The sequence below is a fragment of the Serpentinimonas sp. SMBJO2 genome (assembly GCF_056341105.1).
In genome coordinates this window covers 1,114,169-1,138,969 of the sequence record NZ_CP150628.1, presented here as the reverse complement: position 1 = coordinate 1,138,969, position 24,801 = coordinate 1,114,169, and the positions used below count along the sequence as shown (strand labels likewise).

Here is a 24,801-nt window from a genome sequence, read left to right as displayed (position 1 = left end):
CCTGGGCCGCCACCACATCAAATTTTGACGTTAAATTTTGATGTCCAGCAAGCTGGCACAGCAACCCGGTGCAGCCACTGCCCGCATCAGCCGCGCACAGGCTCGTCCAGCAGCAGCTTCACGTCGGCGGCAATGGCCTGCGCGCTGCTGCCAAAGGCGTGGTGTACGCGCACGCGGCCCTGGGTGTCGAACAGGAACTTGCCAGCCGAATGGTCGATGGTGTAGCTGTCGGGGGTGCTGCCCTCGACGCGCTTGAAATAGACCCGAAACGCGCGCGCCAGCGCGGGCAGCTCGGCCTCGGGGGCGTAGAGGGCCAAAAAACTGGGGTCGAAAGCGGCCATGTAGGCGCGCATGATGTCGGGCGTGTCACGCGCCGGGTCCAGGCTCACGAACAGCACCTGCAGGCGCTCGGCCTGCGCGCCCAGCAGCCGCCGCGCATGGGCCAGGGTGCCCATGCTGGTGGGGCAGACGTCGGGGCAGTGCACGAAGCCAAAAAACATGGCCACTACCTGCCCCCTGAAGTCGGCCAGGGTGCGGCGCACGCCGTTGTGGTCGGTGAGGTCAAAGCCCTGGGCGTAGCTGGCGCCGGTGATGTCGATGCCCGCAAAGGGCGAACGCGGCCCGCAAGCCGCCAGCAGCCCGCCAGCGCCCACGGCCAGCAGCGCGTGCAGCAGGGTGCGGCGGGGGTGCCCAGGCTTGGGGGTGTTTGGCAGGTGTGGGTTTATCATTTGCCCCAGCGCCTGGGCGCAAAGCCGCTGGGTGTGGTGAGTTCGAACATCTCGTCGTGGATGCGCGCGGTGTACAGGCCGGCAGCCTGGGCCGCTTGCTCCACCTCGGGCTGCCAGTCCACCCCGGCCAGAATGCCCAGGCGCACCTTGCCAGCCAGTTCGGGCAGCAGCAGCGGCAGGGTTTCGATCTGCTCTTGCAGTTGCTCGATGGCCTCGGGGCGCACGCGGCTCTTGACCTCCACCAGCACCACGCTGTTGACTTCGCCGTTGGCCCAGGCCAGCACATCGTATTCTTGCTCGCGCCCCAGCCGGCGCACGCGGTGCCGGGGCGAGATGTTTTCCATGCCGAAGCGCTCGGTGAGCAGCCGCTCCATCGACGGCAGCGCCATGCCTTCGGTGAAGTAACCAAACTTGTCGCCCAGGCCGGCGATCTGCTGCCCGAGCTGGTCCAGCCGGCGCCCGGTTTCTTTCATGCGCGCGTCGGTGTCGCGCATACGCGCATCGGTGTCGCGCATGCGTGCGTCGGTGTCGCGCATGCGCGCATCGGTTTCTTTCATGCGCACATCGGTCTCGGCCGACTGCTGCGCCAGCGCGCGCAGCATGGCGCGCAGGTCGTCCCAGCTGGTGTGTTCGGTATCGGTTGTCATGCGCTTGGCCCCTGCTGCTGTGGAGGTGTGGGTTTATCATTTGCCCCAGCGCCTGGGCGCAAAGCCGCTGGGCGTGGTGAGCTCGAACATCTCGTCGTGAATGCGCGCGGTGTACAGGCCGGCGGCCTGGGCCGCTTGCTCGACCTCGGGCTGCCAGTCCACCCCGGCCAGAATGCCCAGGCGCACCTTGCCAGCCAGTTCGGGCAGCAGCAGCGGCAGGGTTTCGAGCTGCTCTTGCAGTTGCTCGATGGCCTCGGGGCGCACGCGGCTCTTGACCTCGACCAGCACCACGCTGTTGACTTCGCCGTTGGCCCAGGCCAGCACATCGTATTCCTGCTCGCGCCCCAGCCGGCGCACGCGGTGCCGGGGCGAGATGTTTTCCATGCCGAAGCGCTCGGTGAGCAGCCGCTCCATCGACGGCAGCGCCATGCCCTCGGTGAAGTAGCCAAACTTGTTGCCCAGGCCGGCGATCTGCTGCCCGAGCTGGTCCAGCCGGCGCCCGGTTTCTTTCATGCGTGCGTCGGTGTCGCGCATGCGTGCATCGGTGTCGCGCATGCGCGCGTCGGTCTCGGCCGACTGCTGTGCCAGCGCGCGCAGCATGGCGCGCAGGTCGTCCCAGCTGGTGTGTTCGGTGTCGGTTGTCATGCGCTTGGCCCCTGCTGCTGTGGTCGCGTCCATTCTAGCGCTGCAGCCCAGTTTGGGCAAAGATGTGGGGCAAGACCAAGCCTCACACGCCGGTCTGGAGAGACCGCTTCCATTCTGCAAGCGCAATCGCCATGGACGCTTCGAGCCACTCTGCGAAGCGCTTCTCCGTCGTCTCGAACGACTCGGCATAGTTGAATTGAAAAAGCTCCGTCGCAGCGGGTTGAAGAGCGACCGGCTCCGTCCCCCCCTCTTCTCGCGGCGCTTTCATGTAAGTGAACGCAGACGCCGCCAGGATCCCGGTATCGCCGGGCCCGTATCCATGGAAACTCACCACGTAGTCGAAGCCCTGATCCGTGGTGAGCGTGAGACGCACCCAGGCACGAAAGCGCTCAAGGTTTGCAAAGTAGTCAAAACGCTTTGCGATTTCGACGATCTGCTTCTGAAAGTAGTGGCGATGTTGCCCTGATGCGTTGTCGGCAGAGTTTGAACGCGCTTGGTACTGGCCCTCGGGACGCTGCGGCGGCGTAAGCGAGCGCAGCTGAGGATCAAGGGTTGTGGCAAGCTCACGGAACTTCTGCTCGACCTGAGCGTACAGCTTGTCGGCATGCTCGTAAACCGCTGACACCTTTTGCTGCTGGCGGTTAAAGCGGCCGCGCAGGAGTTCGAGGGCAGACGCGACAATCTGCTCGGCGTACTTGCTTTGTTGAACCTGCTGCTCAAGCCCAAGCGCCTTGAGAATCGCGTCGCGCTGACGGCGCGCGAAGAACGCAACGAGCGGCCCGAGGTCGCCGGCGTCGGCTGTTTCCAGCGCACCGATGTACGCTTTACGGTCAGACTCGCGCACCACAAGCGGGAAGAGCCCTTCCCGCAGAAACACCAGCGATGCAAGCGCCCGCGCGACGCGACCGTTGCCGTCTTGAAACGGATGGATCTGCGTGAAGCGGTGATGCAGCCAGGCCGACTTGAGCTCTGGCATGTAGTCCGCTTCCGCTGCGCGATACATGCGGATGAGAGATTCCATCTCTTCCTTGGTCCACTCTGGAGGGCAATATGGATGCACTTCACCGTCTGGGCGGCGCGGATTGTTCGGAAGGGTCTTGTACTCACCCTTTTGCAAGGTGACGCGCACGAGATCGCCCGCTTCCGTGACTGCTTCGGTGTAGTCCTGATGTGCCGTGAACTGCGCCTGCAGGCTGCGGATGAAGTACTCAGTCAGCGGCTCTTCGCCCTTGATGTAGCCGAAAAGACCTTCGACGATACCCAGGTGGTCGTTGATGAGTGTCTGGATGTGTTCGGCATCCCGCTTGGACACGCCTCCTCGGTTCACAATGATCGAGGACTCAATACCCTGTTCAATGAGAACTTCCGTGACGCCGCGGTCCCACGTGTACAGACGTTCGATGATTCCAGTCTCAATGGCCCACTCTCGCTGGAGCTTCTTGATGAACTCTTTGTAGGCACCATCTTCCTCGAGCGCGGCCCTGCGTTCATGCCACACGGACGACAAGGCCCGGAGCTCTGGGAACTCGTAGGCGTTGGGTGCAGGGAACGGCTGGATGCGCTGATAGTTCATGGAAATGCATTATCCCGGCCAGGGTTCCTGTGTGGCACCGTCCAGGCTCACGAACCGCACCTGCAGGCGCTCGGCCTGCGCGCCCACGGCCAGCAGCGCGTGCAGCAGGGTGCGGCGGGGGTGCCCAGGCTTGGGTGTGTTTGGCAGCTGTGGGTTGATCATTTGCCCCAGCGCCTGGGCGCAAAGCCGCTGGGCGTGGTGAGTTCGAACATCTCGTCGTGGATGCGCGCGGTGTACAGGCCGGCGGCCTGGGCCGCTTGCTCCACCTCGGGCTGCCAGTCCACCCCGGCCAGAATGCCCAGGCGCACCTTGCCGGCCAGTTCGGGCAGCAGCAGCGGCAGGGTTTCGATCTGCTCTTGCAGTTGCTCGATGGCCTCGGGGCGCACGCGGCTCTTGACCTCGACCAGCACCACGCTGTTGACCTCGCCGTTGGCCCAGGCCAGCACATCGTATTCCTGCTCGCGCCCCAGCCGGCGCACGCGGTGCCGGGGCGAGATGTTTTCCATGCCAAAGCGCTCGGTGAGCAGCCGCTCCATCGACGGCAGCGCCATGCCCTCGGTGAAGTAACCAAACTTGTCGCCCAGGCCGGCGATCTGCTGCCCGAGCTGGTCCAGCCGGCGCCCGGTTTCTTTCATGCGCGCGTCGGTGTCGCGCATGCGTGCATCGGTGTCGCGCATGCGCGCATCGGTTTCTTTCATGCGCGCATCGGTCTCGGCCGACTGCTGCGCCAGCGCGCGCAGCATGGCGCGCAGGTCGTCCCAGCTGGTGTGTTCGGTATCGGTTGTCATGCGCTTGGCCCCTGCTGCGGTGGTCGCGTCCATTCTAGCGCTGCAGCCCAGTTTGGGCAAAGTTTGGGCAAAAGGGGCTGGTACGGCGCACAGCGGCCCGCTTCGGCGGGGCTTGAAGGGGCTTGGGGGTGTGATCCCCTAGCCACGCCCTTGGCGCAGCCACTGGCGCATCTGCTCGAGCGGCACGCTGCTGCTGGCGGCCACGGGCACGCGGGGGGTGGCGCGCACGGCGTGGCCGTAGATGATCTCGAAGCTCAGGCTCCACTGGCCCTCTGGGGTGCGCGGCAGCTCGTGCCCGATGGCGGCCAGCAGGCGCTGGCGGTGGCCGCGGCCGCGCAGGCTGGCGGGGCGCTGCGGGTGCAGGTTGCGGCCAAAGGCGCGCAGGTCGGCCAGCAGGCGTTCGGGGCTGGGGTAGCACAGCACGATGCGCTCGGTGTCGAGCACCGGGGCGGCAAAGCCGCTCTCGACCAGCATGTCGCCCCAGTCGTGCATATCGACAAAGGGCTGGTGCGGCGGCGGCCAGCCGCGTGCAGCATAGAGCGGGCGCAGCTCGCGCAGGGTGTCGGGCCCCAGGCTCGAGAAGTAGAGCAGCCCATCGGGGCGCAGCCAGCGGTGCCAGCAGGCCAGCAGCGCTTGCGGCTCGGCATACAGGTGCAGCGCCATGTTGGCCCAGAGCAGATCGGCCTGTCCGGGGGCGATGGGGGCGGGCGCTGGGCTGGCGCCCGGCGGCTGCAGCCGGCCTTGTTCGTCGAGCAGGTGCAGGCGCGCCTGCGGCCAGCGCGCCGCCACCGCCTGCTGCGCCCGCCAGCCGCCCAGCGCCGGGTGCCAGCTCAGCCAGGTGGCGGGCGGCTGCAGCAGCCAGTCGAGCCGCTGCGCCATGCGCTGCCCCACCTCTTCGTGCAGCCAGGGGCTTTGCGCGCGCTCCAGGGCACGCCAGCGCTGGGCAGCCAGCGGGTCGAGCCCGGGCTGGGCTTGGGCGTGCGCCTGGGCCGCGGTGGGGGCAGGCTCGGTCATGGCTGGGGTCTTAAAAATCGGTAGTGGGCAGGGCAGTGGCAGGGCGCGCTGTGCGCAGGCCGCCGGTGTGGTTCGAAGCGCTAGTGCAGTGTCTCGCAAATGGCTTGACAGGATGAAGCCGATGGATTCTTGCGCCAGGCAAGGCGCAAGCCCGCAGCCATATGGTGCATATGGCAAGGGCTTGCAACGCGGCATGGCGCAAGAAGACGCGGTTTCATGTCGAGGTATTTGCGAGACACTGCACTAGGCTGCTCGAGGGGTATGCTTGGCATGTGGGGCTTCATTTGGTTTGCTGCCTGAAACAGTGTGCATTGTGCACGGGCACCGCCCCCCTTGCAGACGACTACCGCTGGGCAGCCCAAAAGCGCCGTTCGTCGGCTGGCGGCCCGCACACGCGCCGGTGCAACCTTATGATGCGCGCATGTGTGCCTTGAACCGCCTTCGCTGCCACGTTCGTGGCGTCACCCTGATCGAGGTCATGGTGGTGGTGGGCATCGTGGCCATTCTGGCCGCGCTGGCCGCGCCCAACTTTCGCGCCATGATCGAGCGCAACCGGATCAACAGCGCCGTCAACGAGCTGATGATGGGGCTGCAACTGGCGCGCTCCGAAGCCATACGCCTCAACGGCACCGTGACGCTGTGCCGCAGCGCCAACGGCACCGCCTGCGGCAGCCCCGCAGGCTGGGAAAGCGGCTGGATCGTGTTCCACGACCGCAACGGCGACGGCGCGGTCTCGCCCGCGGTGGCCGGGCCGCCGGCCGTGCCAGCCGATGCGGTGCTGCGCACCTGGGGCGCGCTCGGGCCCGGGCTCACGCTGCGCGGCAGCGACGGGGTGGCGCAGCGGGTGCGCTTCAACGCGCGCGGGCAGGCGCTCGACACCGGGCACCTGATCGTCTGCAACAACAACCAGTTGCTGCAGGCGCGCGCCATCGTCGTCACGCCCAGCCGGCCGCGCCTGGCCACCGACAGCAACGCCGACCGCATCCCCGAAGACGACAACCGCGCCAATTTCACCTCGTGCACGCCATGAACCCCGCCCACACTCCTCCCTTGGGCGCAGCGCACCGGCTGGGCTGCCTGCACTCTGCTGCGCAGCTGCGCAGGGCCGCTGCGGCCAAGCGCCAGCGCGGAGCCTCGCTGATCGAGGTGCTGGTGGCGTTTTTGCTGCTCACCTTTGGGCTGCTGGGCATGTCGGCCATGCAGATCAACGCGCTGCAAAACAACCACAGCGCGCTGCAGCGCAGCCAAGCCTCGATGCTGGCGCACTTCATGATGGACGCCATGCGCGCCAACCGCGAGGACGCCATTGCGGGCCAGTACGACCTGGGGGCACTGGGCATGCCCGGTCCGCCTGCTACGCCGGATGTGCCGGTTTGCACCCCCCCAGCCGACACCAGCCTGGTCACGCACGACCAGCGCACCTGGCTGCTGGCCATGCGCGCCACGCTGGGCGATGCCAACACCACCTGCGGCCTGGTGGCCTGCGTAGCGGGGGGCGGGTCGGCCAGTTGCACCGTGCGCGTCTATTGGGACGATACCCACGGCACCGGGGGCGCGGCGGCGCAGATGGTCGAAATCGTCAGCCAGCTATAGCCCGCCCACATACCATGCACACCCCCACCGCCCGCCCCGCCCGCTCCCTGCACACCCGGCGCCCCTTGCAGGCACCGGCGGCGGCGCGTGGCGCAATGAGCCGCTGGCCAACCCAGCCCCCGCACCCGCGCCACGGCGCCGCTGGCGCGCTGCGCCAGCGCGGCCTGACGCTGATCGAGGTCATGGTGGCGCTGCTGCTGGGCCTGCTGCTGATCGGGGCCGTGGGCGGGCTGTATCTGGCCAACCACCAAACCTTCCGCCAAGTGGAGAACATGGCGCGCATCAACGAAAACGCGCGCCTGGCGTTCGAGCTGCTCGGGCGCGAGCTGCGCGAAGCCGGCGGCATTGCCTGCGGCAGCCGCTTGCCTGTGGCCAATGTGGTTCAAGCGCCCGCCGGCACTTGGTGGCACCAGTGGGGCCAAGGGCTGCGGGGTTACGAGCAGGACGAAGCCAACCCGGTCAATCAGTTGCCTGCACGCGCTTTTGGGCTGAACCCGCTCGACCGCGTGGCGGGCACCGACGCGGTGGTGGTGTGGTCGGGCAGCAATGAGGCCGCACTCAGCGTCGTCAGCCACAACCCGCCTGCGGCGCAGCTGCAAGTCGACCGCAATCAGCACGGCCTCCAGGATGGGGACATCGTGCTCGCCTGCGACATGCGGCAGGCTGCCATTTTTCAGGTGAGCAACGCCAATCAAGCCAACACCACCATCGTGCACAACACCGGCGCTGCCGTGAGTCCGGGCAACTGCCGCAAGGAACTGGGCCTTTCCAGCGCGCCACCGCACGACTGCACGACCGCAGGCAGCGACCATTCCTTTGCCGCCGGCGGTTTCCTGACCCGGCTGCAAGCGCACGCCTGGTACATCGGCTTCAACGGCCGTGGCGGCACCTCGCTGTACCGGGTTGCGCTGGGCAATGCGGCCGGCACGGCGCAGGCCAACGCACCCGAGGAGATGATCGAAAACGTCTCCAACCTGCAACTGCTCTACCTCGAACGCAGCGCTGCGGGCGCGCTGGGCAGCAGCTATGTCGCGGCCACCACGGTGAACGACTGGAACCGGGTGCAGGCGGTGCGGCTGGAATTGACTTACTACACCGCCGAGGCGGTTGGGGTCGGTGGAGTAGGCATCACCCGCACCCTGCCCTTTGTCGTCGGTCTGCGCAACCGCCTGCCATGAACACCCTGCCCCACCGCCCCCACACCCAAAGCGGCATGGTGCTGCTGATGGCGCTCATCATGCTGCTGCTGGTCACGCTGCTGGGCGTGACCTCGGTGCGCATGCTCACGGCAGAAGAGCGCATGGCGACCAACACCTTTGACCGCAACCTCGCCTTCCAGGCCGCCGAAACCGCGCTGCGCGAAGGCGAGGCGCTGGCCGACGCGCAGTCGCTCGCCAACCCTGCGAATGGCGCTTTCCCAACGCAAGCCATGAGTTGCACCAACCTCAACAACGGCGCTTGCGTCAACGGCTTGTGTTCAGCGCCCGCTGCCGCTTGCAACGACGCACGCTGGATGAACGACAGCTTTACCGGCTGGCACAACGCCACCACGGCGGTCTCGCCGCTGGCCGCGGGCGCGCCACAGTTTTTTGTCGAGCACCTGGGCTCGAATTTTCCTTGCAACCCGCAGGAGCCCACACTCAACCTGCACTGCGAGCGCTACCGCATCACCGCGCGCAGCCACCCAGCCGACGGCCGCGCTGCGGTGATCGTGCAGTCGATCTATGCCGCCCAATGAGGAGCCGCGCCATGCCACCCCCCCTTGCCCGATCTCTGTCCGCCCTGCATTGGCCCGCTGCGGCCGGGCGCTGGCTGCGCCGCTGCGCCCTGCTGGGTGCCCTGGGTGCGGCTGCGGCCAGCCTGCTTCTGGGCCCCATGGCCGCCGCGAGCAGCCCCGCGCCGCTGGGCACCAGCCCCGAAACCGCGCCGCCGCTGGGGGTGGTGCAGGCGCAGCCGCCGCTGGTCATGCTCACCGTGGGGCGCGACCGCACCCTGTTCAACGAAGCCTACAACGACGCCAGCGACATCGATGGCGACGGCGTGCTGGACTTGCGCTTCAACCCGCGCATCACCTACCTGGGCTTGTTCGATTCGCGGCTGTGTTACACCTACACCGCAAGTGCAACCACTGCAGAAGGGCGACGTAACGACAACGCCGGACTGTTTCAGCCAGCAGCCAACGCGATAGCTGATACCGGCAACCGCAACTTTCGTTGCGCCACCGCCGATCACTGGTCCGGCAACTGGCTCAACTGGGCCACCACCAGCCGCATCGACGCGCTGCGCGTGGTGCTCTACGGCGGCTACCGTGAGGTCGATACCGCCACCCAAACCATTCTGCGCCGCTCCTACATCCCGCAAGACGCGCATTCCTGGGCCAAGGAATACACCAGCACGGCGGTGGATGGTTACGATATTCGGGATTTCACCCCTTTGGGCCAACCCAGCGGCAGCGGCACCCGGCGTCACTTCTTTGGCAACCTCACCGACGTACGCGGCCGCAATTGCGCCACCCTGAGCAGTTGCAGCAACCGCGCCCCCTTGCTGCGCGTGATCGAGAACTCCAACCGCCGCGTCTGGGAATGGGCTTCCACCGAGCGCCCGGTGCTGCACGAGACCAACAACCACGCTGGCTCGCGTACCGACCACACCGTGCGTGTGGAGGTCTGCACCGCCAGCTTCAACCAGGGCTGCCGCCGCTACCCAGGGGCCAACGCGGCCAGTGCTGCCGACGACGTCTTCAAACCCGTGGGCCTGCTGCACGAGTTTGGCGAAAACAACGCCATGCTGTTTGGCCTGCTCAGCGGCAGCTACGACCGCAACCTATCGGGTGGCGTGTTACGCGACGTGGTGTCGTCGTTTCGCGACGAAGTCAACCACGCTACCGACGGCACTTTCACGGCGAATGCCCGCATCGTGCAAACGCTGGATGCGCTGCGCATCCGCGGCTTCAACGACGGCCGCACCGACAACGCCTACCGCGGCGGTTGGGTCACCACGCGAGCCATGAACCAAGGCGAATTCGTCGATTGGGGCAACCCGATTGCCGAGATGATGTACGAAGCGGTGCGCTACTTCGCCGGCCTTGGCAGCCCGACCAGCGCCTTTGACACCTCCGGCGGCACCGATGAACACCTGGGCCTGCCCCGCGCCGCTTGGGACGACCCTTTCAGCACCACCAGCGGGGCCGCCCGCGCCCAATGGTGTGCGCGCCCGAACCTGCTCGTCATTTCCAACATCAACCCGACCTTTGACTCGGACCAGTTGCCGGGCTCGGCTTTTGCGAGTTTCACTGGCGACCTCCCCAGCAACCTGCCAGCCCTGAACGTGGCCACGATAGGCCAGGAAATTGCCACCCACGAACCCGGCGTGATCGGTTCGCGCTTCATCGGCCAGGTTGGCACTGTAGCCGACGGTGCCCCCACAGCCAAGAACGTCACCTCACTGGGCGACATCCGCGGTCTGGCCCCAAGCGACCCGACCATGCAGGGCAGTTTTTACTCGGCTTCGGTGGCCCACTACGCCCGCCGCACCGACCTGCGCCCCAACGTTCGCGGCAACCAGACCGTCGACACCTTTGCTGTTGCCTTGAGCGCGCCGCTGCCACAAATCGTGGTGCCCTCCACGAATGGGCGCAGCTTCTCGCTCGTACCCTTTGCCAAGTCGGTGGGGGGCTCTAGTATCAGCAACGCCAAGGGGACTTTCCAACCCACGAACCAGATCGTCGATTTTTACGTCGAGAGCATTGTCAACTCCTGCCCGCAGGCAGCGGGTGGGGTGGCGTCGATGTGCGCGGACTTCAATTCGACCATCAACGGCGGGCGCTACCGCGCGGTGTTTCGCATCAACTTCGAAGACGTGGAGGCCGGCGCCGACCACGACATGGACGCCATCGTGCGCTACGAAATCAGCCTCGAGGCCGATGGGCGCCTGCGTGTCATCCTCATACCCGAGTACCAAGCCGGCGGCATCCAGCACGCCATGGGCTACGTGCTCTCGGGCAGCACTGCCGACGGGGTTTACCTCGTGGTGCAGGACGAAAACGTCAACCGCCCCTACTTCCTGAACGTACCGCCCGGGCAATCCCCAGGCTTTTGCGATGCCGACCCGTTCCCCTCTGGCTGTGGCACCCTGCCTCGTTTGGGTGGCGGCACGGGCAACGACCGCTCCGACCGCACCTTCACCGCCGCTGCCGCTGGCACCGCAGCCGGCTTCCTGCGCGACCCGCTTTGGTACGCAGCCAAGTGGGGCGGCTTCAACGACCGCAATGGCAACCTGCGCCCCGACCTGCAAGACGAGTGGGACAGCAACCGCGACGGCACCCCCGACACCTACCACCTGGTGCAAAACCCGGCCCTGCTGCGCGACTCGCTGGCGCGCGCCTTCAACACCATACTCGAGCGCAGCGCCGCAGCGGGCAATGTGTCGGCCAACAGCACCTTCATCACCACCGACAGCGCGGTGTTCCAGGCCACGTTCAACAGCGCCAATTGGTCGGGCGACCTGTCGGCTTTCCCCGTCGCGGCTGCCGGGGTGGGCGCGACACCGCTGTGGCGCGCCTCCACCGGCCTGCCTGCGCACGACCAGCGGCGTCTGTTCACCACCAACGCCGCCGCCAGTCCGGACACGGTGGCCTTCAACTGGGCTGGCCTGAGCACGGCGCAACGCAACTTGTTTGGCGCCGACGACACGGTTCGCCAGCAGCTTGTCAACTACCTGCGCGGTGATGCCAGCGACGAGCTGCGCCACGGCGGCACGCTGCGCAACCGCCCGACCACTGTGCTGGGCGACATCATCCATTCGTCGCCGGTGTATGTGGGCGACAACAACACCGTGTTCGTGGGCTCCAACAGCGGCTTTCTGCACGCCTTCAACGCCAGCACGGGCGTAGAGCAGTTTGCCTTTGCCCCGAGTGGCTTGCTGCAGCACATGCGCACGCTTGCCGACCCAGCGTATGACCACCGCTACTTTGTGGACGGCGAGATTGCCGTCTCGCAGCGCGCGCAGACCGGCGGGCGCAACATCCTGGTCGGCTTTCTGGGCCGGGGCGGGCGCGGCCTGTTTGCGCTCGATGTCACCGACCCGGCACAATTCGGCGCCAGCAACAACGCCAGCCGGGCGCTCTGGGAGGCCACGGGCAGCGCCGACAACGACATGGGCTTCCTGCTCGGGCGGCCTGTGATTGCGCGCGTGCGCAGCGGTGCCAACTCCACTGTGGATGCGGTCATTTTTGGCAACGGCTACAACAGCGCGAATGGCCGCGCTGTGCTCTACATCAAAAACCTCCGCACGGGTGCGCTTATCGAGCGCATCGACACCCTGGTTGGGAGCGCAGCCAGCCCGAACGGCCTGGCCAGCCCGGGGTTGGCCTTGGACGGCAACGGCGTGGTGCAGTTTGCTTATGCGGGTGACTTGCAGGGCAATGTGTGGAAGTTCGACCTGAGCCACTCCAACTCAAACCAATGGGGCTCGTTCCACGGCAGCAGCACAACACCGCAGCCCTTTTTCGTGGCCCAGAATGCACTGGGGCAGCGCCAGCCGATCACGGCCCCGATCACGGTCGAGACCAACCCCGTGGCCGGCGACCCGCACGTCGGCAAGCGCTTCCTGTTTTTTGGCACCGGCAGCTACATGGCCAACACCGACCCGGCCGACCGGCGGGTGCAGTCGTTCTACGGCCTGATCGACGAGGGCGTGGCGATTGCCGGGCGCGGCGACTTGCGCCAGCGCCGCATCGACCAGGTCGGCACTTTTGCTGGCCGCACCGTGCGCACCTTCGAGCTCGCCACAGCGGGCGACATGGCTGGCCGCCGAGGCTGGTTTTTCGACTGGACTGAGCCTCCGCATCCTCCCGGCACAGCCCGCGGCGAGCGCGTAGTGAGTGCGGCGCGGCTGTTGCCCACCATCGTGCCGTCGCTTGCCGTGAGCAGCATCATCCCGGTGGTGGGGGACCCGTGCGAGCCGGGCGGCACCGGCTTTCTGAACCTGCTCGACCCGTTCACCGGCGGCGGCATCACGGTCGGGCTGCTCGACGTCAACCGCGACGACCGTTTCACCGACGATTTGCTCGGCACGCGTTTCATCGCCTCGTTCGACCCCGGCATCGGGCTGCTGAGCGAACCGGTGCTGGTGGGCGACCGCCTGGTGGTGGGCGGCTCGCTGGCGCAGGTGGCCGATGTGCGCGTGCAGCGCCCACTGGCGGCCGGGCTGCGTGGCCGCATCTCGTGGCGCGAGATCATCCGCTAGCGCCCCAGCCTCCAAACCCCTCCGACCCACCCCTGCACCCGCAACACCCGCTGCCACCATGTACACCTCCACCCCTGCAGCCCCATCCGCGCCGGCCACGGCCCGCGCCCGCCGCACGCCCTGGGCACCGCGCCGGGCGCGAGCGGGCTTCACCTTGGTCGAGCTGATGATCGTGGTGGCCATCATCGCCATTCTGGCGGCGATCGCCCTGCCGAGCTACCAGCGCCACGTGACCGAAACGCGGCGCGACGCGGCCACCGCCTGCCTGCTGGAGCTGGCGCAGTTTGCCGAGCGCTACCACACCACGAACATGAGCTACCAGGGCTTGGCCTTGCCGGTCATGCAGTGCAGCACCGACTTGGCCGCGCACTACAACTTTTCGCTGCACGGCGCGCCCACGGCGCGCACATTCACCATTCAGGCCGTGGCCCAGGGCGGCCAGGCTGCGCGCGACGCCGCCTGCCTGACGCTGCGCATCGACCAGCGCGGCACCCAAACGGCGCTGGACAGCGCCAACTTGGCGAGCGCGGGTTGCTGGTGACTGCCAGCCCTGTGCCGGGCGCGCAGAGCCTCGGTCAGTCGTACACCACCTCGGCGCGCTGCTGGTGCGCCTGGGTGCGCCAGGCGGCCAGCGCGGCGTCGCTGGGGTAGCACTGGGCGTGCTGGGGGTCGAGCTGCAGCGTGGCGCGCACGGCCTCCAACTCGAGCTCGAGGCGCAGCGGCAGGCCGCGCAGCACCTCGCCCAGCTCGGTCTGGTGGCGCCGGGGCGGGTGCGCTTGCAGCAGCGCCGCCACCTCGGGGCGCTGGGTGGGCCCCACGGCCACGCGCAGGCATTTGCCAAAGCGGCAGCGCGCAGCGGGCAAGTCCCACACCTGCTGCACCTTGAGGCGCAACCCGCCCGAAAAGCGGTCGGGCTGGGCCAGCACTTGCAGCAGCACCAGTTCGTCGTCCTGCAGCAACTGGCGGTGCGCCTGCCACAGCGCGTCGTCGGCGCTGGCTTCGAGCACGGCGCTGCGGTCGTCGAGCTTGAAGATCGCCACCTTGCCGCGCTGGCCGTTGATGACGCGCAAATCGCCCACGATGCCGGCCAGCAGCTGCGGTTCGCGGCTCTCGGCCACGTCGGCCAAGGGGGTGCGGGCGATGCGGCGCACTTCGTCGGCGGCCTGGTCGAACAGGTGGCCCGAAAAGTAAAAGCCGAGCGCGGCCTTTTCGTGCGTCAGGCGCTCGCGCACGCTCCACGGCGGCGCCTCGGCCAGCGCCGGCTCCTGGTCGCTGGCGCCGTGGCCGCCGGCCTGGCCGGGCAGGTCGAACAAGCCGCCCTGCAGGGCGTTGGCCTGCTGGGCCTGGGCGAAATCAAAGGCCAGCTCGACCGAGGCCAGCACGGCGGCGCGGTCGGGGTGCAGGCGGTCGAAAGCGCCGGCCTTGACCAGCGCCTCGACGGTGCGCTTGTTGAGGCGGCCGCGTTCAATGCGGGCGCAAAAGTCGAACAGGCTGCTGAACGGCCCCACCACGTCGGCACGCGGCCCCGCGCCCCGGCCCTGGCGCGCGGCCACGATGGCCTCGATGGCCTGCTGCCCGGTGCCCTTGACGGCCCCGAGGCCGTAGCGGATGCAGCGGTCGCTCACCGGCTCGAAGCGGTAGCCGCCCAGGTTGACGTCGGGCGGTTCGAACTCGAGGCCAAAGCGCTGCGCGTCTTCGACCAGCAGCTTGAGCTTGTCGGTGTCGTCCATCTCCAGCGTCAGGTTGGCGCAGAAGAATTCGGCCGTGTAGTGCACCTTGACCCAGGCGGTGTGGTAGGCCAGCAGCGAGTAGGCGGCGGCGTGGCTTTTGTTGAAGCCGTAGCCGGCAAACTTTTCCATCAGGTCAAAGACCTCGTCGGCCTGCTGCGGGCTCAGGCCTTGGGCGGCGGCACCGGCGCGAAACACCAGCCGCTGCTGCGCCATTTCTTCGGGCTTTTTCTTGCCCATGGCGCGGCGCAGCAGGTCGGCACCGCCCAGGCTGTAGCCGCCCAGGATCTGCGCCGTCTGCATCACCTGCTCCTGATAGACCATGATGCCGTAGGTCTCGGCCAGCACCGGCTCGAGCAGCGGGTGCGGGTATTGCACCGGCTCGCGCCCGTGCTTGCGCGCCACGAAGCTGGGGATCAGGTCCATGGGGCCGGGGCGGTAGAGCGCGTTGAGGGCAATCAGGTCTTCGAGCCGGCTGGGCCGCGCGTCGCGCAACATGCCTTGCATGCCGCGGCTTTCGAACTGGAACACGGCCTCGGTGCGGCCGTCCTGGAACAGGCGGTAGGTGGCGGCGTCGTCGAGCGGCAGGCGTTCGTAGCTGAAGCCGGCCTGGTCGGGGTGGCGCTGCACGATCAGCTCTTTGGCCTGCTCGAGGATGGTGAGCGTGGCCAGCCCCAGAAAGTCGAACTTGACCAGCCCGATGGCCTCGACGTCGTCCTTGTCGTACTGGCTCACCGCGGCTTCGCTGCCGGGCTGCTGGTAGAGCGGGCAAAAATCGGTGAGCTTGCCGGGCGCGATCAGCACGCCGCCGGCGTGCATGCCGACGTTGCGCGTCAGGCCCTCGAGCTTTTGCGCCAGCTCGATCAGTTGCCGCACCTCGTCTTCGCGTTCGATGCGCTCGGCCAGCAGCGGCTCCATCTCGATCGCGTACTGGTTCTTGTCGTTGGCGGGTTTGGGCCGCGGCGGGTACTGCAGCGTCACGCTCTGGCCCGGCTTGTTGGGTATCAGCTTGCTGATGCCGTCGCTAAAACCGTAGGGGAAATCGAGCACGCGCCCGACGTCGCGAATCGCGGCGCGCGCCGCCAAGGTGCCAAAGGTGGCGATCTGGCTCACCGCCGCGAGGCCGTACTTGCCCTTGACGTAGTCGATCACGCGGTCGCGGTTGGCCTGGCAGAAGTCGATGTCGAAGTCGGGCATCGACACCCGCTCGGGATTGAGGAAGCGCTCGAACAGCAGCTGGTAGCGCAGCGGGTCGAGGTCGGTGATTTGCAGCGCGTAGGCGACCAGCGAACCGGCCCCGGAGCCGCGCCCCGGCCCGACCGGGCAGCCGTGGGCCTTGGCCCACTGGATGAAGTCGGAGACGATCAGAAAATAGCCCGGAAAGCCCATTTTGATGATGGTGCCGAGCTCGAATTCGAGCCGCTCCTGGTAGCGCGGCTGCTGGCGCAGGCGCTCGGCCGCGTCGGGGTAGAGCTGCTGCAGGCGCTGCTGCAAGCCCTGCTGCGAGGCGTGGCGGAAGTAGTCTTCGGTGCCCAGTTGCTGCCCGTCCACGGGCGGGATCGGGAACGCCGGCAGCTGCGGCTTGCCCAGACTGAGCTGCAGGTGGCAGCGGCGCGCGATTTCGACCGTTTGCGCCAGCGCCGTGGGCAGGTCGGCAAACAGGGCCGCCATGTCGGCGCTGGTCTTGAAATGCTGCTCGCGTGTGAAGCGCCGGGGCCGCCGGGGGTTGCCCAGAATCTCGCCTTCGGCGATGCACACGCGCGCCTCGTGGGCCTGAAAATCGTCGGGCGCGAGGAACTGCACCGGGTGCGTGGCCACCAGCGGCAGCCCCAACCGGCTGGCCAGCGCCACGGTGGCGCGCAGGTGGCGTTCGTCGTCGGCACGGCCGGCGCGCTGCACCTCGAGGTAGAAGCGCTGCGCGAAGGGGCCCGCCAGTTGCTGCGCCAGCGCGGCGGCGGCGGCTTCGTCGCCGGCCAGCAGCGCCTGCCCCACCGGCCCGGCGGCGCCACCGCTGAGCACGATCAAGCCCTCGTGGTGCTGACGCAACCAGTCCCAGCGCAGCACGGCCTGATCGCGTTGCACCGGGCTGCCCCAGGCCAATGACAGCAGCTCGCACAGATTGAGGTAGCCGGCCTGGTTTTGCGCCAGCAGCAGCAGGCGCGGCCAGGCATTGCTCCCGGCTGGCGCGGCGGCGCCAGCGGGGGCGGCGCCCAGCCCCTGCAACAGCACCTCGGCCCCGAGGATGGGCTGCACCCCAGCGCTGCGCGCCGCTTGGTAGAACTTGATGGCCCCAAACAGGTTGTTGAGGTCGGTGATGGCCAGCGCGGGCTGGCCGTCGGCAGCGGCGGCGGCGGTGACGGCGTCGATGCGCGTGGTGCCATCGACGACGGAAAACTCGGTGTGCAAGCGCAGGTGTACGAACATGGGCACGATTGTAGGGATGCCCGACCTGGCCACCGACTGCCACAAAACTGCAACATCCAGGGGCAAGAATGCCGGGGCTTGCCTTGTTCCTGGTTTGTGTCAATCCTTGGAGGTTTTCGATGCGTCATCTGCTTTTGGCCGCTGTGGCCGCTGTCACCTTGGCCGCTTGCGCCACCCCGCCCACCGCCACGGCCCCAACCGCTCCGGCGGCCCCTGCTCCGGCTGCTGCCGCCCCGGCGGCTACCCCTGCTGCAGCCCCGGCGGCCCCGGCTGCAGCAGCGGCCCCGGCTGCGCCGCCGCAATGCCTGAACGCCCTGACCGGCCGCTTCGCTGCCGTGGGCGAGCGCATCGACTTTTACGGCACGCCCTTGGTCTGCACCGCCATCCAAGGCGGCCGCAGCGCCCAATGGGACGCCCCACCCGCCGCTGCTCCGGCGCGCTGAGCGCTATCCTCACACACGCCACACTGCGCCAGACCGGCGCGGGGGCGTTGCAAGCCCGGCTTCCAGGCCGGGTTTTTTCATGCCTCAAATGGGGGGTGGCTCAGCCCCGCGCCCAGCGCTGCGCCGTGGCGGCCACGCGTTGGCCGAACAGGCGCGCGGTTTCGAGGTCGCCGGGCAGCATTTCGTGCGCGCCGGCGTCTGCGGGCGTTTGCGCCATGGCGCCACTGAAGGAGCCGACGTAGTTGACGTCGTTGCGCTGCGCTGCCTTGCTGTTGCTGGGCATGAGGCCGGTGCCCACCCAGAGGCCGCTGTGCTGCATGGCCAGCGTGTAGAGGTAGTGCAGGGTCGAGAGCTTGTCGCCGTTCATGGTGGCGCTGTTGGTGAAGCCGGCAAAGAGCTTGTCTTTCCACGTTTGCGCAAACCAGGCCTTGCTCGAGGCGTCGGCAAACTTCTTGAACTGCCAGCTCACGCTGCCCATGTAGGTGGGCGAGCCCATGACGATGGCGTCGGCGGCGTCGAGCGCCTCCCAGCCGCCGGCGGGCAGGTTGCCATCGGCGTCGATGGCCAGCAGCTGCGCGCCGGCCCCTTCGGCCACGGCTTGCGCCATGCGTTGCGTGTGGCCGTAGCCAGAATGGTAAACAACGACGATTTTGCTCATGGGAGGGCTTTCAAAAAATGCGCCGACCTGTGGCCGTGCGCGGGTGGGGAGGGAGATTGGATCAGGCCGCCAGGTCAAACACCAGCACCTCGGCACCGTGCCCGTGGCTGAGTTCAAGTGTGCTCTCGGTCGCCAGCAGGGCCGCGTCGCCGCCTTGCAACGCGCTGCCATTGACGCCGATGGCGCCGCGCACCACGTGCACGTAGGCTTTGCGCTTGGGGTCGAGCCTCAGCTCGGCGCACTCGGCGCCGTCGAACAAGCCGGCATACAGTGCGGCGTCGGCGTTGATGTGCACCGACCCATCGACCCCACCGTTGCTGGCCAGCAGACACAGGCGGCCGCGCTTGAGGGCGGCGTCAAAGGTTTTTTGCTCGTAACCGGGCGCCACGCCCTTGAGGCTGGGCTCGATCCAGATTTGCAGCAAATGCGTCTGCCCGCCGGGCTCGTGGTTGAACTCGCTGTGGCGCACCCCGGTGCCCGCGCTCATGCGCTGCACCTCGCCGGGGCTGATGGTCTCGACGTTGCCCATGCTGTCGCGGTGTGCCAGCCGGCCTTGCAACACGTAGGTGACGATCTCCATGTCGCGGTGGCCGTGGGTGCCAAAGCCGGTGCCCGGCGCGATCCAGTCTTCGTTGATCACGCGCAGATTGCCCCAGCCCATGTGCGCCGGGTCGTAGTAGTCGGCAAAAGAAAACGAGTGCCGGCTTTGCAACCAGCCATGATCGGCGTAGCCACGTTCGGCGCTGCGGCGGATGTGCATGGAGCGTGTCCTGGAACAAGGTCTGTGGGCTTGGGCAGCAGCGCAGCGGCACCCGAGCTGGAAGGGGCCAACCGTTGCTTTGCTGTCGGCAAGGGCAATGTATGGAATGTAGGCGTTGCAGCCGGTCTGGTGGCCGCATATATTTGCTGGCATCATTCAAAATCTTTGTATATGCAGGCCCCCACCATGCCCAATCCGCGCCACGCCCTATCCCCCGACAACCTGCACCTGATCGGCACTGTGGCGCGCTGCGGCAGCTTGGCGGCGGCGGCGCGCGAGCTCGGCATGGTGCCCAGCGCGCTCACCTACCGCGTGCGCCAGGTGGAAGACGCGCTCGACGTGCTGCTGTTCGACCGCCGTTCGCGCCGCGCCACCCTGACCCGCGCCGGCCAGGAGCTGCTGCGCGCCAGCGAGCACCTGCTGCGCGAGCTCGACGCGGTGGCCCTGCGCGTGCGTCGCATTGCCACCGGCTGGGAGCCCGAGCTCACGCTGGCCGCCGACGCGGTGATCGCCAGCGCGCCACTGTTTGATCTGTGCCACGATTTTTATGCCCTGCAAGCCCCGACGCGGCTGCGCCTGCGCACCGAAACGCTGTCGGGCACGCTGGAGGCGCTGTTGAGCGGTAAGGCCGATCTGGCCTTGGGCCTGGCGCTCGATGGCAGCGGGCTGCCGGGCTTGCACAGCGGCTTTTTGGGCGAGGTGGAGTTTGTGTTTGTGGTGGCGCCACAGCACGCGCTGGCCAGCGCCCCCGAGCCGCTCACGCCCGCTGCCATTCAGCCGCACCGCGTGGTGGCGGTGGCCGACACCGCACCTGCGGGGCGCGGCCAGAGCGTGGGCCTGCTGCCGGGGCAAGAGGTGTTCACCGTGCCGACCATGCAGCACAAGCTGGCGGCGCAGTTGCGCGGCCTGGGCTGTGGCGCGCTGCCGCTGCCGCTGGTGCAAGGGCACCTGCACAGCGGCGCCCTGCTGCGCAAGCGCACCACGCTGCCGGCGCGGGTGCATCGCATCGGCTACGCTTGGCGCAGCAGCGCCGCCAGCACCCCCGGCCCGGCGCTGCAATGGTGGCTGCAGCGGCTGGCCAACCCCGCCAGCGCCAGCGCCTTGCTGCACCATTTTGCCGCTTGCCCAGCGGTGGACACCCACAACGGATGACCCGATCGCGCCAATGCTGCCGCACCGCTGGCCTCGGGCGTGGGCGTGGGCGTGGGCTTGGGCTTGGGCGTAGACACACGTATGGGATGATTCTCATTTACAATTGAGCAGCGCCGCCCATAGTTTGCTATGCTGCTGCGCCTGCCCCGGCCCCCCAGTGGGCAACTTTCTTGCCCCCTGCTTGCCCCGAGCTCCCAGCATCCTGCTTCCATGCCCCTGCCCCGTCCGCCTTGGCGCACCTTTGCGCACCCCGTCAGCGTGACCGCCGCCGTGGGGCTGGCGCACGCCGGGGCGCTGTGGGCGCTGCACGGCGCCTGGGCGCCGCCCGCATCTGCCCCGCCGCAGGGGACGCAGGTGGTGGTTGAGTTGCGCGCCCAGGCGGCCCACACAGCCCCCGCCGCCGTGGCACCCGCACCCCCTCGGGCCAGCGCACCGGCCGCACCGGCCGCACCCACTGCGCCCGCCGCCCGCGCCTTGCCCGAGCGCACCGCCCGCCCCGAAGCGCCCGCTCCTGCAGCGCCGGCGCCGGCCTCGGTGCAACCACTGGCCCCCGCACAGCCGGTGGCCACGGCGCAGGCGCCAGCGGCTGCGGCAACCAGCCCGCAAAGCGCCCCCCACCACAACCCCCAAGGCACCGCAACAGCCAACAGCGCAGCGCACGATCACCGCAGCAGCGGCACGGGCGCCCTGGATGCCCCAGCCGACGCGGCTGCCGACCGCGCCCCCTCTGGGCAGGGTCAAGCGCCAGCGCCGGCGCCGGCGCAGATCGTGCTCCCCTCGAGCAATGCGGCCCATTTGCACAACCCGGCCCCGCCCTACCCGGTGTTGAGCCGCCGTCTGGGCGAACAGGGGCGGGTGCTGCTGCGCGTGCGCATCGAAGCCGACGGCAGCGCCTCGGCGGTCCAGATCCATGGCTCGAGCGGCTTTGCGCGCCTGGACCACGCGGCGCAGCAGGCGGTGTTGCGCTGGCGCTTCGTGCCCGGCACGCACAACGGCGAACCACAGGCCATGTGGCACCTGGTGCCGATTCATTTTGTATTGGAGTAAAAAGCAGGCATGGAAACTCATTTTGGCCTGACCTACGTCTGGCACCAAGGCGACTGGGTGATACGCGGCACCGCGCTCGCGCTGCTGGGCATGTCGATCGCCACCTGGGTGGTGATCGTGCTCAAGGCGCTGCACCTGCGCCAGTTGCGCGCGCGTGCGCAGTTGCTCGAGAGTTTCTGGCACAGCAAGGACTTTGCCGAAGGCCTGAACAAACTCGGGCCTGACGGCCACAACCCCTTTTATCTGCTGGCGCTGCAGGGGCGCGAAGCCACCAGCCACATCCTGCACCTCGACGGCACACCCACGCGCCAACTGCACGACAACCTCGACGTCAGCGACTGGGTCACGCGCGCGCTGCGCAATGCCCTCGACGACAGCAGCGCGCGCCTGCAATCCGGCCTGGCGATCCTGGCCTCGATCGGCTCGACCGCACCCTACATCGGGCTGTTTGGCACGGTGTGGAAGATCTACCACGCCCTGGTCGGCATCGGGGCGGGCGGCAGCGCCACCATCGACCAGGTGGCCGGGCCGATCGGCGCCGCGCTCATCATGACCGCGCTCGGGTTGGTGGTGGCGATTCCGGCCGTGCTCGGCTACAACGCCTTGCTGCGCGGCAACAAGGCCATCCTGCACCGGCTCAACCGCTTCGCCCACGACCTGCACGCCTACTTCGTGACCGGACACCGGGTGGCCTCGAACCGCCCCGGCGTGGCCGCCCCTTCATCCGCACCGGCAACCGCACCGGCCTGCCCGCACTGACCCAAGGCGCACGCACCATGGCCCCCCCCTCCAACCTCGAGCCCGACCAAGGCGAACTGCACAGCGAGATCAACATGATCCCGCTCATCGACGTCATGCTGGTGCTGCTGATCGTCTTCATCGTCACGGTGCCGGTGATCACGCATTCGATCCAGGTGCAACTGCCCCACGCGGCCGCCGCAGCCAGCGCGCCCACGCCCGAGGCCGTGCGCCTGAGCGTCGATGCGCAGGGTGGTTTTCACTGGAACGATGCCGCCGTGCCCGACGCCGAACTGATGCTGCGCCTGCAAGCGCTGGCGCAACAGGCACCACAACCGCCCCTGCACCTGCAGGGCGACGCCGCCGCCCGCTACGAGCGCGTGGCACTGGCCCTGGCCGCCGCCCAGCGCGCCGGCATCGAGCGGCTGGTGTTCGTCACCCAGCCCTGAGGGGCAGCGTGCCTGCCTGCGGCTTCGCTACACTGTGGCACCCACAGGAGACCGACATGAGCACCCAAGCACGCCGCCGCGCCGGCACCTCCCGCGCCTCTGCAACCGACGGCGCCCCACGGGCGCGCCGCACCGCCGTCGTCGGGGCGGGCATGGCCGGCATCACCGCAGCGCGCACGCTGACCCAGGCTGGCCACGAGGTGCTGCTGCTCGACAAACACCACAGCCCCGGCGGGCGCATGTCCACGCGCCTGACCGAGTTTGGCGGCTTCGACCACGGCGCCCAGTTCTTCACCGTCACCGACGAGCGCTTCAAAGCCGCGCTGGCGCTGCACCCCGAGCTGATCGCCCCGTGGCAGGTGCCCACCGTGCGCGTGCTCGACACCTTGGGGCAAGCGCTGACCAGCGCCAGTCCAGTCAAGAAAGCGCGCTGGGTGGGGGTGCGCGGCATGAATGAACTGCTGCGCCAGTGGGCGCTGCCGCTGGCCGATGGCTCGCTCAACGCCAGCAGCCACTACCACGCGCAGGTGGTGGGCATGGAACGCGACGCCCTGCACCCCGAGCAGTGGCAATTGCGCTGCGCCGGTGCCGCCGGCGCGCAACAGGTGCTGGGCGGACTGGACCGCGTGCTGCTGGCGCTGCCGGCGCCGCAGGCCCAGGCGCTGCTGCGCGCCAGCGCGGTGGCGCCTGCCTGGGTCAAGGCCTTGGATGCGGTGCAAACCGCGCCCTGCTGGACGCTGATGCTGGCTTTTGCCCAGGCCACCCCAAGCGGCCCAGAACCCTTTGGCCCGCCCTGGCACGCCGCCAGCAGCGACCACCACCGCATCCGCTGGGTGGCGCGCGAAAACAGCAAGCCTGGGCGTGCGGCGATCGAGCGCTGGACGGTTCAGGCCAGCCCGCAGTGGTCGGCCGAGCACCTGGAGGACGATGCCGAGCGCGTCAAGGCCAAGCTGCTCAAGGGCTTTGCCGAAGTCACCGGCATCCGCGCCGAGCCCACGCTGGCGCAGGTGCAGCGCTGGCGCTACGCGCAGACGCAGCGTGCGCTGGGGCAGCCGTTTTTGTACGACGCCGCCAGCGGTCTGGGCCTGTGTGGCGACTGGTGCCTGGGGCACCGGGTCGAAAACGCCTTTGTCTCGGGGCTGGAACTGGCCCTGGCTGCGGCTTGATCGGCACGAGAGCCACCCATGGCCTGAGCGGCTACCGCGGCCGCTTTGCCCCCACGCCCAGCGGGCCGCTGCACGCCGGCTCGCTGGTGGCGGCGCTGGCCAGTTGGCTCGACGCCCGCGCTCACGGCGGCACCTGGCTGCTGCGCCTCGAAGACGTGGACCGCCCGCGCTGCGTGCCCGGCGCCGACCGTCTGATCGTGCAGCAGCTCAGCACCTGCGGTCTGGTGCCCGACCAGCCCCCCACATGGCAAAGCGCCCACGAGGCGCGCTACGCCGCCGCCTTGCAGCACCTGGTGGCCCACGGCTGGGCCTACCCGTGCCACTGCAGCCGCAAGGCCATCGACGCCGCCAGCGCCGCGGCTGGGCTGCTGCGCCCGCGCCACGGCGAGCGCATCTACCCCGGCACGTGCCGGCCGCCGCTGGCCTTGCCTGCCTTGGGCTCGAGCGCTGCGCTAGCCGACGCACACACTGCCCGCACCAACCCCAACCCCAACCCCAACCCCAACCCCAACCCCAGCCCCAGCCCCAGCGCCTGGCGCTTGCACGTGGCTGCGGTGCAGCAAGCGCTGGCGCTGCCTGGCCCCACGCGTTGGCACGACCGGCGCTTGGGCGCGCAGCAGCAACAGGTGGCGCTCGAGGTGGGCGACTTCGTCCTCCAGCGCGCCGACGGCCTGTGGGCCTACCAACTGGCGGTGGTGGTGGACGACGCGGCACAAGGCATCACGCACGTGGTGCGCGGCGCCGACCTGGCCGACAACACCGCGCGCCAGATCGTGCTCCAGCGTGCGCTGGGCCTGCCCACGCCGCACTATCTGCACACGCCGCTGGTGCTGGGCCCCGACGGCAGCAAGCTGTCGAAGCAAAACGGCGCCGCCGCGCTGGATTTGCGCGACCCGCTGGCGGCCCTCAGGGCCGCGGCGGCGGTGCTTGGCCTGAGCAGCGAAGGCGCAGACCTGGCGGCCGCGCTGGCGGCCTGGGTGCAGGAATGGCGTGTGCGCTTTTG

Annotated in this window: 22 protein-coding genes and 1 pseudogene; 13 read left to right on the top strand and 10 right to left on the bottom strand. The window is 68.5% G+C overall.

The genetic code is table 11. The features are described 5' to 3' along the window. Positions 1-86 precede the first annotated feature (86 nt). The 7 genes from AAAZ40_RS05180 to AAAZ40_RS05150 all read right to left on the bottom strand — a co-directional run bounded on the left by AAAZ40_RS05180 (position 87) and on the right by AAAZ40_RS05150 (position 5,395). On the bottom strand, positions 87-728 hold the full coding sequence (locus tag AAAZ40_RS05180) for an SCO family protein (RefSeq protein WP_476661492.1): 642 nt from the start codon (positions 726-728) through the stop codon (positions 87-89). After that, complete coding sequence (locus tag AAAZ40_RS05175; protein ID WP_476661491.1) at positions 725-1,375, bottom strand: hypothetical protein; 651 nt, start codon at positions 1,373-1,375, stop codon at positions 725-727. The genes AAAZ40_RS05180 and AAAZ40_RS05175 overlap by 4 nt, the downstream gene beginning before the upstream one ends. A 36-nt stretch (positions 1,376-1,411) precedes the next feature. Beyond that, positions 1,412-2,020: a hypothetical protein gene (locus AAAZ40_RS05170; RefSeq protein ID WP_476661490.1), complete on the bottom strand. Its 609-nt coding sequence runs from the start codon at positions 2,018-2,020 to the stop codon at positions 1,412-1,414. 82 nt (positions 2,021-2,102) lie between these two features. Next, positions 2,103-3,593, bottom strand: a complete 1,491-nt coding sequence (locus AAAZ40_RS05165) for a Fic family protein (RefSeq protein WP_476661489.1) — start codon at positions 3,591-3,593, stop codon at positions 2,103-2,105. 9 nt (positions 3,594-3,602) lie between these two features. After that, positions 3,603-3,755: a hypothetical protein gene (locus tag AAAZ40_RS05160; protein ID WP_476661488.1), complete on the bottom strand. Its 153-nt coding sequence runs from the start codon at positions 3,753-3,755 to the stop codon at positions 3,603-3,605. Next, positions 3,752-4,414 (bottom strand): hypothetical protein, encoded by a 663-nt coding sequence (locus AAAZ40_RS05155; protein WP_476661487.1) that lies wholly within the window; start codon positions 4,412-4,414, stop codon positions 3,752-3,754. The genes AAAZ40_RS05160 and AAAZ40_RS05155 overlap by 4 nt, the downstream gene beginning before the upstream one ends. A 105-nt stretch (positions 4,415-4,519) precedes the next feature. Then, on the bottom strand, positions 4,520-5,395 hold the full coding sequence (locus tag AAAZ40_RS05150; RefSeq protein ID WP_476661486.1) for a methyltransferase domain-containing protein: 876 nt from the start codon (positions 5,393-5,395) through the stop codon (positions 4,520-4,522). Positions 5,396-5,816: 421 nt separating this feature from the next. Here AAAZ40_RS05150 and AAAZ40_RS05145 point away from each other — a divergent pair, with 421 nt between their 5' ends. Genes AAAZ40_RS05145 through AAAZ40_RS05120 form a run of 6 tightly spaced genes read left to right on the top strand, consistent with a single transcriptional unit; the run spans position 5,817 to position 13,775 of the window. Continuing rightward, positions 5,817-6,425 (top strand): GspH/FimT family pseudopilin, encoded by a 609-nt coding sequence (locus AAAZ40_RS05145; protein WP_476661485.1) that lies wholly within the window; start codon positions 5,817-5,819, stop codon positions 6,423-6,425. Further along, a complete protein-coding gene (pilV, locus tag AAAZ40_RS05140; protein WP_476661484.1) occupies positions 6,422-6,988 on the top strand; it encodes a type IV pilus modification protein PilV in 567 nt (188 codons plus the stop codon). Before AAAZ40_RS05145 ends, pilV begins: the two co-directional genes overlap by 4 nt. Positions 6,989-7,002: 14 nt before the next feature. Then, positions 7,003-8,166, top strand: a complete 1,164-nt coding sequence (locus tag AAAZ40_RS05135; RefSeq protein WP_476661483.1) for a PilW family protein — start codon at positions 7,003-7,005, stop codon at positions 8,164-8,166. Further along, a complete protein-coding gene (locus AAAZ40_RS05130; RefSeq protein WP_476661482.1) occupies positions 8,163-8,726 on the top strand; it encodes a pilus assembly PilX family protein in 564 nt (187 codons plus the stop codon). The genes AAAZ40_RS05135 and AAAZ40_RS05130 overlap by 4 nt, the downstream gene beginning before the upstream one ends. A gap of 11 nt (positions 8,727-8,737) precedes the next feature. Next, positions 8,738-13,234 carry a pilus assembly protein gene (locus AAAZ40_RS05125; protein WP_476661481.1) on the top strand — a complete coding sequence of 1,499 codons (4,497 nt, stop codon included), beginning with the start codon at positions 8,738-8,740 and terminating at the stop codon, positions 13,232-13,234. 58 nt (positions 13,235-13,292) lie between these two features. Then, positions 13,293-13,775 carry a type IV pilin protein gene (locus AAAZ40_RS05120; RefSeq protein WP_476661480.1) on the top strand — a complete coding sequence of 161 codons (483 nt, stop codon included), beginning with the start codon at positions 13,293-13,295 and terminating at the stop codon, positions 13,773-13,775. Positions 13,776-13,809: 34 nt separating this feature from the next. Here AAAZ40_RS05120 and dnaE read toward each other — a convergent pair whose 3' ends face one another. Continuing rightward, positions 13,810-17,385 carry a DNA polymerase III subunit alpha gene (gene dnaE, locus AAAZ40_RS05115; RefSeq protein ID WP_476661479.1) on the bottom strand — a complete coding sequence of 1,192 codons (3,576 nt, stop codon included), beginning with the start codon at positions 17,383-17,385 and terminating at the stop codon, positions 13,810-13,812. Between the two features lie 119 nt (positions 17,386-17,504). On the opposite strand from dnaE, the gene AAAZ40_RS05110 reads away from it, so the two are divergent. Then, complete coding sequence (locus AAAZ40_RS05110) at positions 17,505-17,828, top strand: hypothetical protein (protein WP_476661478.1); 324 nt, start codon at positions 17,505-17,507, stop codon at positions 17,826-17,828. 100 nt (positions 17,829-17,928) lie between these two features. Here the strand turns inward: AAAZ40_RS05110 and AAAZ40_RS05105 are convergent, their stop codons facing one another. Then, entirely contained in the window at positions 17,929-18,486 is a 558-nt protein-coding gene (locus AAAZ40_RS05105; RefSeq protein WP_476661477.1) for a flavodoxin family protein, read from the bottom strand. Positions 18,487-18,547: 61 nt separating this feature from the next. Beyond that, positions 18,548-19,246: a pirin family protein gene (locus tag AAAZ40_RS05100; protein WP_476661476.1), complete on the bottom strand. Its 699-nt coding sequence runs from the start codon at positions 19,244-19,246 to the stop codon at positions 18,548-18,550. 186 nt (positions 19,247-19,432) lie between these two features. Here AAAZ40_RS05100 and AAAZ40_RS05095 point away from each other — a divergent pair, with 186 nt between their 5' ends. The 6 genes and pseudogenes from AAAZ40_RS05095 to gluQRS form a co-directional block, all read left to right on the top strand. Beyond that, a complete protein-coding gene (locus AAAZ40_RS05095) occupies positions 19,433-20,398 on the top strand; it encodes a LysR substrate-binding domain-containing protein (RefSeq protein WP_476661694.1) in 966 nt (321 codons plus the stop codon). A gap of 210 nt (positions 20,399-20,608) precedes the next feature. Next, on the top strand, positions 20,609-21,445 hold the full coding sequence (locus AAAZ40_RS05090; protein ID WP_476661475.1) for an energy transducer TonB: 837 nt from the start codon (positions 20,609-20,611) through the stop codon (positions 21,443-21,445). Positions 21,446-21,454: 9 nt separating this feature from the next. Further along, positions 21,455-22,204, top strand: coding sequence for a MotA/TolQ/ExbB proton channel family protein (locus AAAZ40_RS05085; protein WP_476661474.1), 750 nt, complete (start codon positions 21,455-21,457; stop codon positions 22,202-22,204). A gap of 17 nt (positions 22,205-22,221) precedes the next feature. Then, positions 22,222-22,632 (top strand): ExbD/TolR family protein, encoded by a 411-nt coding sequence (locus AAAZ40_RS05080; RefSeq protein ID WP_476661473.1) that lies wholly within the window; start codon positions 22,222-22,224, stop codon positions 22,630-22,632. A gap of 56 nt (positions 22,633-22,688) precedes the next feature. After that, a complete protein-coding gene (locus tag AAAZ40_RS05075) occupies positions 22,689-23,798 on the top strand; it encodes an NAD(P)/FAD-dependent oxidoreductase (RefSeq protein ID WP_476661472.1) in 1,110 nt (369 codons plus the stop codon). A gap of 23 nt (positions 23,799-23,821) precedes the next feature. Then, a pseudogene (gene gluQRS, locus AAAZ40_RS05070) lies at positions 23,822-24,787 on the top strand (tRNA glutamyl-Q(34) synthetase GluQRS); the annotation flags it as partial. Between the last annotated feature and the right edge of the window lie 14 nt (positions 24,788-24,801).